The organism is Arthrobacter sp. SAFR-179 (assembly GCF_059414945.1).
The window spans coordinates 89,271-100,279 of record NZ_JBPFDM010000016.1 but is presented as its reverse complement, the minus strand read 5'-3'; the positions used below and the strand labels follow the sequence as shown (position 1 = coordinate 100,279).

The following is an 11,009-nucleotide window of genomic DNA, read 5'->3' as shown; positions in this document are numbered from 1 at the left end:
GACATCCCCGCCGAACTCGCCCACATCGCCGACGGCATCCAGGACTCCGGCACCACCCGCCAGGAAGCCGCCACCCTTCTGGCAGCACATTCCTGACCTCCCTGCAGTGACGTGGCAAGGGGCCGGACGCCGGATCATTCCAGCGTCCGGCTCTTTGGTTTAAGTCACGTAGAATTGAGGCACTATGGCGAAATCCCCTGACTCCAGCAACTCCACCCCGGCGGGCTCAAGCGCGGTGAAGCGCGGCCTGTTCACGCGCAAGCCGAAGGAAGCAAAGGCCAAGAAGCCCAGCAGGCTCAAGCAGATTGGCGAGGTCTTCACCATGACCCGCCGCCACGACCCCATGGTTCCGTGGCTCATGCTGCTGGCGTTCCTAGGCGTTGTGGCGGTCAGCTTCCTGGTGGGTTTCTGGCTGGACAACTGGATTACCGGCCTCATCATCGGCATTCCGCTGGGCCTGCTGGCGGCAACGTTTATTTTGTCCCGCCGCGCCGAACGTGCCGCCTTCGCGCAGATTGAAAACCAGCCCGGTGCCTCTGGTGCCGCCCTGGGCACGCTCCGCCGTGGCTGGATCACAGAGGAGCAGCCTGTGGCTGTCAACCCGCGCACCCAGGATGCCGTGTTCCGCGCCGTTGGCCGCCCCGGCGTCGTCCTTGTCAGCGAAGGCCCCGGCCACCGCGTGAAGCCGCTGCTCGATGCCGAGCGCAAGCGCCTGGCGCGCATCCTGCCGAATGTTCCCGTGCACACCATCCAGACCGGGCACGGCGAGGGCCAGGTGCCCCTGAGCCAGGTGGCCAAGAAGATGGGCAAGATGAAGAACGAACTGACCAAGCTGGAGGTCAGCACCGTATCCAAGCGCATTGCCTCGATGGGCACCCGGATGCCCATCCCCAAGGGAATCGATCCCTACAAGGCCCGTCCCAACCGCGGACGCTAGCCGGCGGAACGCCCCGGTACCGGCACTGCCGGGCCGGGGCGTTTTTTCGTACGCGCCAATTATCTGTGCCGAACGGCAGCCTTTGCCCAACTGACTGGCCCCGCCATCAACCTAAGACAGGACGTGACCATGAAGCCCAGGACAGCCGTGATCCGCGCCTTCCATATCCTCGCCGTGGCCGAGGCCTGCAGTTGGGCAGCGCTCCTTGCCGGGATGTATTTCAAGTGGATAGCGGGCACCAGTGAGCTTGGCGTCCAGGTGGCTGGACCCATCCACGGTGCGCTGTTCATCGGGTACGGGGTTGCCGCGCTGATGCTGTGGCGGGTGCAGCGCTGGCCCTTCATGGTGGCGGTGCTGGCGGGGTTCTCCGCCGTCTTCCCCTTTGCCACCCTCCTGTTCGAGCGATGGGCCGGGCGGCGCGGTTACCTCGGTGCCGCAGGGGCAGAAGTGCCCGCCGGTGAGCCTGAGTCCAGCCGGGTGTAGGCGAACGCTCATCAACCGTGGACTCCATTGATTCAAAACTGAAGCCAGAGCCGTCCTCCAAGCCAGGGCCGCTGGCGGGGCGCGCGCAGGGCCGCAGGCGCATGGTCGCGCTCCTCTCCCTCCTGGGGGCAACGCTGTTCTGGGCCGGCAACTACGTCGTGGGCGCGGGTGCGGTCCAAAGCATTGAGCCGCTGAGCCTGGTCTTCCTGCGCTGGGCCATCGCGCTGGTGCCGCTGCTGGTCATAGCCCAGCTGGTGGAGCGGCCAAACTGGCGCTCGGTCCTGGCCGCGTGGCCGTGGCTGGTCGCGCTTAGCATCTGCGGGCTGCTCGGCTATAACCTCCTGCTGTATGTCGCCCTGGAGCACACCGATGCGTTCAATGCATCGTTGATCAACGCCTTCAATCCGGCACTCATCACGCTTGCCGCCGCCGTCTTCCTGCAGGAACGGCTGACGCGGTTGTCAGTGGCCGGCGTCCTTCTGGCCCTGGCCGGCGTCCTGATCGTGATCAGCGGCGGGGACGCCGGCAGGCTGCTCACCGCCGGCTTCGGTACGGGCGAGGTGCTGATGGTCGGCGCCGTGGTTGTCTGGACCGCGTACACGGTGATCGGCCGGCGGGCCCCGAAGATTCCTCCGATTACGGCCACGGCAGTCCAGGCAGCAGTGGCGGTGGCCCTGCTGGCCCCGGTCCGGTTGGCGACAGGCGGCCTGGCCCTGCCTTCAACCGCAAACTCCTGGGCGTCGCTGTTGTTTATCGCTGTTTTCCCGTCGGTGCTGTCTTACCTGCTGTGGAACCGTGCCCTGACGGTCCTGCCCGCAAGCGGTGCCGGGGTGTTCCTCAACCTCATTACGGTGTTCACTGCCATCCTTACTATCCTCGCCGGACACGTCCACACCACCGCGCAACTGGTGGGGGGCGCCATCGTGATCGGCGGCGTGGTCATTGCCAATGCGCCGAACTTCCGCCGGCAGAATGCCCGGGAAGGGCAAGGCTGAGGATTGTGTGGATGCCCGGAGCATCCGCGCCTAGCGGCGGATGAGGAGCGTGTTCATCGCCTTGTCGTGAAGGCCGCGCTGGTCCGGGTCGAAGATCACGGCGGGGATGACCAGGCAGAGCAGCACGGCCCTGACCAGGGCCGCGAGTGGTCCGGGCGCGCCGCCTCCCGGCTTCACCACGGCGATGCCCATCATGCGGTGGCCGATGCTGTAGCCGAGCGTTCCCACCAGGAGGATCTGCTCAATCGCGAAGACCGCAAGGGTGGCCCAGGAGTCGCCGCCGAAAGCGAAGTTGCTGATGAGCAGCGCGATGCCCCAGTCGATGCAGATGGCTGCGATCCTGCGCCCCGCCCGCGCCATGGAACCCGGCCCGGCCTCGGCCAGGCCCAGGCGCTCCCCCGGATACTTTGAGATGCCGGAGGTGTCCGGTCCGCTGAGCCAGGACCCAATGTCTTTGCGATCTACCACCGTCCAAGCTTACCGAGCCACGCCGGTGCCGGTGCGCCCACAGTGTGGATAGGACTCGACCGCAATGTGGACGGAGGATAGCGTGGTCATAGCAGGGCATTCTGTAACCTGCCCGAAACAATGCGGACACGGACGGGAAATGCCGCATCCATAGTCTGTTAGCAGTTTCATGCAATCCCCGGCAGGTACCCCGCAGGGAAACCACGCGTTCTCCCTGCTTTTGGATTGCGCTGGATCACAGGCTTCCATGCCAGATATTTACATATGCGTTAGGAGCATAGATGTTCAAGACTGCGGACGAAGTCCTCAAGTTCATCAAGGACGAAGATGTAAAGTTCGTCGATATCCGCTTCACCGATCTTCCGGGCGTCCAGCAGCACTTCAACGTCCCCGCCAAGAGTGTTGACGCTGATTTCTTCGTCAACGGCCAGCTCTTCGACGGTTCCTCCATCCGCGGCTTCCAGGGCATCGCCGAATCCGACATGCAGCTGATCCCGGACGTCACCACCGCGTTCCTGGACACCTTCCGCATGGAGAAGACCCTCGCGCTGAACTTCTCGATCGTGAACCCCCGCACGGGTGACCCCTACCACCGCGACCCCCGCGGCGTAGCGGAAAAGGCTGAAGCCTACCTGGCTTCCACCGGCATCGCCGACACCGCGTTCTTCGCTCCCGAAGCCGAGTTCTTCGTGTTCGACAACGTCCAGTACCAGTCCTCCCCGCAGGGCAGCTTCTACAAGATCGACTCCGAGGAAGCCCACTGGAACACCGGCCGTGAGGAAGAGGGCGGCAACCTGGGCTACAAGACCCCCGTCAAGGGCGGTTACTTCCCGGTCTCCCCCACCGACAAGCAGGCTGACCTGCGCGACGCCATGTGTGTTGCCCTGGACGAAGCCGGCCTCGAGGTCGAGCGCAGCCACCACGAAGTTGGATCCGCCGGCCAGGCCGAGATCAACTACAAGTTCACCACCCTGACCCACGCTGCCGATGACCTGCAGAAGTTCAAGTACGTCATCAAGAACACCGCTGACGCCTGGGGCAAGTCTGTTACCTTCATGCCGAAGCCTGTCTTCGGCGACAACGGCTCGGGCATGCACTGCCACCAGTCGCTGTGGAACGGTGGCGAGCCGCTGTTCTACGACGAAAAGGGCTACGCTGGCCTGTCCGACACTGCCCGCTGGTACATCGGCGGCCTGCTCCAGCACTCCTCCGCCGTCCTGGCCTTCACCAACCCGACGGTGAACTCCTACCGCCGCCTGGTCAAGGGCTTCGAGGCTCCGGTCAACATGGTGTACTCGCAGGGCAACCGCTCCGCCGGTATCCGCATTCCGATCACCGGTTCCAACCCGAAGGCCAAGCGCATCGAATTCCGCGCTCCGGACCCCTCCTCCAACCCGTACCTGGCATTCGCTGCCCAGCTGATGGCCGGCATCGACGGCATCCGCAACCGCATCGAGCCGCCGGCTCCGATCGACAAGGACCTCTACGAGCTCCCGGCCGAGGAAGCCAAGGATATCCCCAAGGCTCCGGGCACCCTGGAGGAAGCACTGGAGGCCCTGCGCGAGGACAACGAGTTCCTGCAGGCCGGCGGCGTCTTCACCCAGGACCTGATCGACACCTGGATCGAGTACAAGTACGAAAACGAGATCCGCCCGCTGTCCCTGCGCCCGAACCCCTACGAGTTCGAGCTCTACTACGGCGTCTAGTCCCAGCCCTGCCCTGCAGGACAGCTGAACAGCAGAAGGCGGCCACCGGTGATGAACCGGTGGCCGCCTTCGGCGTTTGTCCGGGCCTTAAAGCCGCGGACGGAGACCATAAGGTGGGGGTCCGCCTCCAGACGTGCTGAGACCGGGAACCGGACCCCCTGACGAATGCCCCCCGAGACGAAGACTGTCCAGCCTTCCCCCCAACAAGGTTGGAGAACACCGCCAATCCACATGATCGGGCAATCGCTTGCTAAGCGCAATGCCGGTCCGGCGCGTTACGCAGGCGCCTCCACGGCGAAACTGCGGAACATGGTCCGTTGCGGCCCGGACGTTCCGCCGAGGTACGGCCCGGAGTCGATGAAGCCGGCGCGGCGGTAGGCGGAGAGGCCTGCAGGGTTTTCCTGGTTGACGGACAGTACGACGCCGGACTCGCCGCTTTGGTGCCGGGCGGTCAGCTTGCGCGCTGCCTCCAGAGCGGCGGCAGCCGCGAGCGTGCCCAGGCCCTTGCCCTGGTGCCGCCGGTCGATGAGGAACCCGCGCAGGAGCCACGCGGAGTGATCGTCAGGCCAGCCGGCGAGTCCCGCGGCACCGGACTGCAGCGTCAACAGGCCAACGGCGCTTCCTTCTGCCTCGATCACGTGTGGCCGTCGTGATTCCTCCGCCAGTCCGGTAAGGGCCATCCGCAGCGGGTCGCCCACGAAACGGTCCTGGCCCGGCACCAGCCGCATGTTGGCGATGGCGTCCAGCTGAATGGCCAGGGCGTCGGAGTCCAGGTCCTCCAATTGGATGAGCCAGACCCACGGCTGGGGTTCAATGCCCATAGAAGACGCGCTCGAAGACTGCCCTGGCCCGCCGGCTCACCCTGAGGTAATCCTCCTCCAGCGCGGCGGCGTGTCCGGGCTCGTAGCCGCACCAGCGGGCCACGGCCTCAAGGTCGCGGCGCGAGGACGGCAGGAGGTCGGAGGCCTTGCCATTCCAGATGACGTTGGCGGACCGGATTCGGCTGGCCAGCCGCCAGGCCTCGGCGAGCAGGCCGGCGTCGGAGCTGTCCAGTAGCCCCAGCTCCGCTGCGGCCGAGAGGGCTTCCAGGGTGGACGGGGTCCGGAGCTCCGGATGCTTCCCGGCATGCTGGAGCTGCAGGAGCTGCACCAGCCACTCAACGTCGCTGAGGCCGCCGCGCCCCAGCTTGAGGTGGCGTGCGGGGTCGGCGCCGCGCGGCAGCCGCTCGGATTCCACCCTCGCCTTGATCCGCCTGATTTCGCGGACGTCCTGCTCGGACACGGACTCCGGGTACCGGATGGGATCGATGAGCTTGACGAAGTCAGCGGCCAGGGCGTCGTCGCCGGCCATGGGGCGTGCCCGCAGCAGGGCCTGCGCTTCCCAGATCAGGGACCAGCGGCGGTAGTACTCGGCGAAGGAGTCCAGGGAGCGCACCATGGCCCCGTTCTTGCCCTCGGGCCGGAGGTCCGCGTCCATTTGGAGCACACGCTCAGCCATGATGGCCGGTTTCAGCGGCTGGGTGAGCAGATTTGAAATTTTCGCCACGATGCGCCCGGCCTGTTCCTGCGCCTCCGCCTCGGAGAAGCCTGGAAGTGCACGGTGGACGTACATGACATCGGCGTCGGAGCCGTAACCGATCTCGCGGCCGCCCTGGCGGCCCATGGCCACCACCAGGACGGTGGTCTTGAGAGGCCCGCCGGCGGAGACGATTCCTTCCGCCACCCGCAGGGCACCCAGGACGGCGGCGCGGTCCGTATCGGCCAACGCCGTGCCCACCTGTTCCTGGTCCAGGAGGCCGGCCGAATCGGCGATGGCGATGCGCAGGATTTCGCGGCGCCGGATCAGCCTGATCAGGCGCATGGCGCTCTCCGGGTCCGCGTGCCGGGACATCTTGGCAGTGATTTCCTGCCACTGGGCCTCGAAGCCCACGGGAACCAGGTCCTTGTCCTGTCCCAGCCACGCCACGGACTCCGGCGAGACTTCCAGGAGGTCTGCGATGAGGCGGGAGTTGGACAGCATGTGGCACAGGCGTTCGGCGGCCGCGTTGGAGTCACGGAGCAGTCCCAGGTACCAGTGCGTGGTTCCCAGGGCCTCGCTGACGCGGCGGAAGGCAAGGAGGCCGGCGTCGGGATCCACGCCTTCCGCGAGCCAGTCCAGCAGGATGGGCAGGAGCTGGCGCTGCAGCGCTGCGCGGCGGCTGACCCCGCCGGTCAGCGCCTCAATATGGCGCATTGCCCCTTGGGGGTCCCTGTATCCGAGGGCCGCCAGCCGCCCCTGCGCCGCCTCGGGCGTCAGTTTGGCGTCCTCGCTGCTGAGCTTTGCCGCGGTGTTCAGCAGCGGGCGGTAGAAGATGCGCTCGTGCAGTTCGCGGACGGAGCGCTTGGTGCGCTGCCATGCTGACAGCAGGGAGTCCGGGCTGGGGCGCTCGTTGGAGAAGGGTCCCAGCACGGCTTTGGCCAGTGAGCGCAGCGCCGGCTCCGCCACCGGCATCAGGTGGGTGCGGCGCAGCTGGAACAGCTGGATCCGGTGTTCCAGCAGCCGGAGGTAGCGGTAGGCGTTGTCGAAGGCGGCGGCGTCGGATCGGCCAATGTACCCTCCGGCCGACAGCGCGGCGATCGCGGAGGTGGTGTCCCGCCGTCGTAATGACTCGTCGGCCTTGCCATGCACCAGCTGGAGCAACTGGACGGTGAACTCGACGTCGCGCAGCCCCCCGCGCCCCAGCTTGATCTGGCGCTGCTCCTCGGCGGCCGGGATGTGCTCCGTTACCCGGCGGCGCATGGCCTGGACGGACTCAACAAAGCCCTCGCGCCCGGCCGAGCTCCAGATCAATGGCGCCACGGCTTCCTCGTAGGCGCGGCCCAGTGCGGCGTCACCCGCAATGCAGCGGGCCTTGAGGAGGGCCTGGAATTCCCAGCTTTCCGCCCACCTGGCGTAGTACGTCTCGTGGGAGGCGAGCGTGCGGACCAGTGGTCCCGATTTGCCCTCGGGCCGAAGATTCGCATCCACCTCCCAGAGCCCCGGTTCCCTGGCAACCGATGAAATGGCCCGCGAGATGCCGCTCGCCAGGGCCGTGCCGATGGTGTTGGCGTGGGCGTCCTCCAGGCTGCCCGGGTCCACCACGTAGATGACGTCGACGTCGGAGATGTAGTTCAGCTCCCGGGCTCCGCACTTGCCCATGCCGATCACGGCAAGGCCGACGTCAGCGACGTCGGCAGCGCTGTGCTGCTCCGCGGCCTCGGCCCTGGAAACGGCGAGGGCGGCCTCGATGGCCGCGGCGGCCAGGTCCGCCAGTTCGCCGCCAACGGACGGCAGGAAGTCCAGCGGATCCGCGGCGCACAGGTCCTTGACGGCGAGATCAACCAGCCCGCGCCGGTAGGCGGTGCGCAGGGCTGCGTACGCGTCCACACCTGTCACGGCGGCAACGGGACGGACTGCGCGGGGATCGGCGCCCACGGACTGCAGGAGCGTGGCGCGCAACCGGCCCGGGTCGGCGGGAAGCGGCTCCGGGCTGGCCCGGACCTCGAAGGCCTCCAGGTGCTCGGGGTGCCGGATCAGGAACTCCCCCAGAGCCTCTGAGGCCCCCAGGACGCGGTACATCGGTTCGCTGGCCTCAGGCTCGGCCGCCGCCAGGTCCCGCAGTTGCGGGTGCTTTTCGATCAGCCGGACCAGGGACTGCAGTGCGGTGTCCGGGCTGGCCGCAAGATGCAGCCCGGCAAAGAGCCTGTCCTGGTCCAGTCCCTCGAGTTCGCGCGCGGCAAGGAACCGTTCGCCCTTCTCCAGGTCGCTGAATCCGGCCGCGATCAGGCGGCGTGCCAGGCTCACGCCGGGCACCTAGAGGATGCCGAGGTTGCGCTGCAGCTCGTAGGGCGTCACCTGCAGCCGGTAGTCCTGCCATTCAGCGCGCTTGTTGCGCAGGAAGTGCTCGTAGACCTGTTCGCCCAGGATCTGCGGCATGAGCTCCGAGTCCTCCATGGAGCGGATGGCGTCGTGCAGGCTGGCCGGCAGGGGGTCGTGGCCCATAGCGCGGCGCTCGGCCGAGCTCAGCGACCAAACGTCGTCCTCGGCGGCTGCCGGCAGCTCGTAGCCTTCCTCGATTCCCTTCAGCCCGGCACCGAGCAGGACCGCATAGGCCAGGTAGGGGTTGGCAGCGGAGTCGATGCCGCGGTACTCGATGCGCGCTGACTGGCCCTTGCCCGGCTTGTACAGGGGCACGCGGACCAGGGCCGAGCGGTTGTTGTGGCCCCAGCTCAGGTAACTGGGTGCCTCGCCGCCGCCCCACAGGCGCTTGTAGGAGTTGACGAACTGGTTGGTCACAGCCGTGAACTCGGGGGCGTGCTTGAGGATGCCGGCAATGAACTGCCGGGCCGTCGTGGACAGCTGGAACTCCGCACCTGCCTCGAAGAAGGCGTTGCTGTCGCCCTCGAACAGGGAGAAGTGCGTGTGCATGCCGGATCCGGGGTGGTCGGTGAACGGCTTGGGCATGAACGTGGCATAGGTGCCCTGCTGCAGCGCCACCTCCTTGATGACGGTGCGGAACGTCATGATGTTGTCGGCCGTCTGCAGCGCGTCCGCGTAGCGGAGGTCGATCTCGTTCTGGCCGGGCCCTGCCTCGTGGTGGCTGAACTCCACGGAAATGCCCACGGATTCCAGCATGGTGACGGCCGTGCGGCGGAAGTCCTGCGCCACGCCGCCTGGAACATGGTCGAAGTAGCCGCCTTCATCAACCGGCACCGGTGCGCCGTCCGGACCGGGCTCGTGCGACTTGAGGAGGTAGAACTCGATCTCCGGGTGGGTGTAGCAGGTGAAGCCCATGTCCGCGGCCTTGGCGAGGGTCCGCTTCAGCACGTTGCGCGGATCGGCCGCGGAAGGCTCGCCATCAGGGGTGAGGATGTCGCAGAACATCCGCGAGGTCTGTTCGGTCTCACCGCGCCACGGCAGGATCTGGAAGGTGGCAGGATCGGGCTGGGCCAGCATGTCCGATTCAAAGACGCGGGCCAGTCCTTCGATGGAGGAACCGTCGAAGCCAAGGCCTTCCTCGAATGCTCCCTCGACTTCCGCCGGGGCCAGGGCCACGGACTTCAGCGAACCCACGACGTCGGTGAACCACAGGCGCACGAAACGTACGTCCCGCTCTTCGATTGTGCGCAGGACAAATTCTTGCTGGCGGTCCATGATGGCCTCTTCTCCGGTCAACGTTCATGCTCCGGGGCCCGCGCAAAGGGGAAAGCCGGCAGCAGTTCATCAACACTGTACTAATCATTCGGCGCCGATGCTTGAGCCCGGGCCCTGCGTAACACAGCATTAACCTGGCAGGCACCCCAGGCCGCCCACCTCCGGGGTTCCCACCCCGCGGCGGCACGCGTCCACGCACTACGCTATGACGCTAATCACCTTTGTCCCGCCTTGCCCGCGGTAGCTAGTACGGCGGATGGCGCACTACGCTCATCCCATGGCCTCCAGCAACAGCTCCGACTCCAGCGCGTCCGCAGAAGTACCCGCCCCGTACGGCAGCGGCCCCGGCACACCGGCTGCGGCCCCGGTTCCCGCTCCGGGCGAACGGAAGCCGGCAAAGGTCCGCATCCACCACCTGCAGCAGGCCAAGCGCGATGGCACCAGGTTCGCCATGCTCACCGCGTACGAGCAATACACGGCCGAGATTTTCGACGCTGCCGGCATCGAGGTGCTCCTGGTGGGCGATTCGGCCTCGAACAACGTCTTTGGCAACGAGACCAGCCTGCCCGTGACCGTGGACGAACTGCTCCCCCTGTGCCGGGCCGTCGCCAGGTCCGCCAAGCGTGCCCTGGTGGTGGCGGACCTTCCCTTCGGCAGCTACGAGGTCAGTGCGGAACAGGCCGTGGGCGCCGGCGTCCGCTTCCTGAAGGAAGGACTGGCCCACGCCGTGAAGATCGAGGGCGGGAAGTACTATGCGCCCACGGTCCGGGCCATGGTGCAGGCAGGCATTCCGGTCATGGCGCACATCGGCTTCACCCCCCAAAGCGAACACGCACTGGGCGGTTACCGCGTCCAGGGCCGCGGCGACGACGCCCAGCGGTTGATTGACGACGCCGTTGCGCTGGCGGACGCCGGAGCGTTCTGCGTGCTGATGGAAATGGTGCCTGCGGAGACGGCGGCGGCGGTTGACGCTGCGGTCAGTGTCCCCACGGTGGGCATCGGCGCCGGCAAGGCCACCACCGGACAGGTCCTTGTATGGCAGGACATGGCAGGTTTGCGGGGCGGCCGGATGGCCAAGTTCGTCAAGCAGTACGCGGACCTGCGGAGCACCCTGCTCGACGCCGCCACCGCCTATGGTGAGGACGTCAGGTCCGGCCAGTTCCCCGGCCAGGAACATACCTTCTAAGCCCGCCCCGGCCGTCAGACGAACCAGCGCCAGCCGTCAAGACCGCGGGTGGCGCCTGGCGG

Annotated in this window: 9 protein-coding genes; 5 read left to right on the top strand and 4 right to left on the bottom strand. The window is 66.8% G+C overall.

From position 1 onward, the window contains the following. The first annotated feature begins 184 nt into the window (after window positions 1-184). From ACR65K_RS19950 to ACR65K_RS19940, 3 genes are all read left to right on the top strand, one after another. Window positions 185-937 (top strand): DUF4191 domain-containing protein, encoded by a 753-nt coding sequence (locus tag ACR65K_RS19950; protein WP_056331638.1) that lies wholly within the window; start codon window positions 185-187, stop codon window positions 935-937. A 129-nt stretch (window positions 938-1,066) separates the two neighbouring features. Next, the gene (locus tag ACR65K_RS19945; RefSeq protein WP_440154656.1) at window positions 1,067-1,420 is read left to right on the top strand and encodes a DUF3817 domain-containing protein; all 354 of its coding nucleotides are present in this window, start codon (window positions 1,067-1,069) and stop codon (window positions 1,418-1,420) included. A gap of 17 nt (window positions 1,421-1,437) precedes the next feature. After that, window positions 1,438-2,415 carry a DMT family transporter gene (locus tag ACR65K_RS19940; protein ID WP_440154655.1) on the top strand — a complete coding sequence of 326 codons (978 nt, stop codon included), beginning with the start codon at window positions 1,438-1,440 and terminating at the stop codon, window positions 2,413-2,415. Between the two features lie 30 nt (window positions 2,416-2,445). Here ACR65K_RS19940 and ACR65K_RS19935 read toward each other — a convergent pair whose 3' ends face one another. Continuing rightward, window positions 2,446-2,883 (bottom strand): RDD family protein, encoded by a 438-nt coding sequence (locus tag ACR65K_RS19935; protein ID WP_440154654.1) that lies wholly within the window; start codon window positions 2,881-2,883, stop codon window positions 2,446-2,448. A gap of 281 nt (window positions 2,884-3,164) precedes the next feature. Between ACR65K_RS19935 and glnA (ACR65K_RS19930) the strand changes: the two genes are divergently transcribed. After that, window positions 3,165-4,589: a type I glutamate--ammonia ligase gene (glnA, locus tag ACR65K_RS19930; protein WP_056331646.1), complete on the top strand. Its 1,425-nt coding sequence runs from the start codon at window positions 3,165-3,167 to the stop codon at window positions 4,587-4,589. 275 nt (window positions 4,590-4,864) lie between these two features. On the opposite strand, the gene ACR65K_RS19925 is transcribed toward glnA (ACR65K_RS19930), so the two are convergent. From ACR65K_RS19925 to glnA (ACR65K_RS19915), 3 genes are read right to left on the bottom strand one after another with little or no spacing between them, the layout of a single operon-like run. Next, window positions 4,865-5,410 (bottom strand): GNAT family N-acetyltransferase, encoded by a 546-nt coding sequence (locus ACR65K_RS19925; protein ID WP_440154653.1) that lies wholly within the window; start codon window positions 5,408-5,410, stop codon window positions 4,865-4,867. Continuing rightward, window positions 5,400-8,411, bottom strand: coding sequence for a bifunctional [glutamine synthetase] adenylyltransferase/[glutamine synthetase]-adenylyl-L-tyrosine phosphorylase (locus ACR65K_RS19920; protein WP_440154652.1), 3,012 nt, complete (start codon window positions 8,409-8,411; stop codon window positions 5,400-5,402). The genes ACR65K_RS19925 and ACR65K_RS19920 overlap by 11 nt, the downstream gene beginning before the upstream one ends. A 9-nt stretch (window positions 8,412-8,420) precedes the next feature. After that, window positions 8,421-9,761 carry a type I glutamate--ammonia ligase gene (gene glnA, locus ACR65K_RS19915; RefSeq protein WP_056331789.1) on the bottom strand — a complete coding sequence of 447 codons (1,341 nt, stop codon included), beginning with the start codon at window positions 9,759-9,761 and terminating at the stop codon, window positions 8,421-8,423. A gap of 277 nt (window positions 9,762-10,038) precedes the next feature. Here glnA (ACR65K_RS19915) and panB point away from each other — a divergent pair, with 277 nt between their 5' ends. Beyond that, window positions 10,039-10,947, top strand: a complete 909-nt coding sequence (panB, locus tag ACR65K_RS19910) for a 3-methyl-2-oxobutanoate hydroxymethyltransferase (protein ID WP_440154651.1) — start codon at window positions 10,039-10,041, stop codon at window positions 10,945-10,947. Window positions 10,948-11,009: the final 62 nt, after the last annotated feature.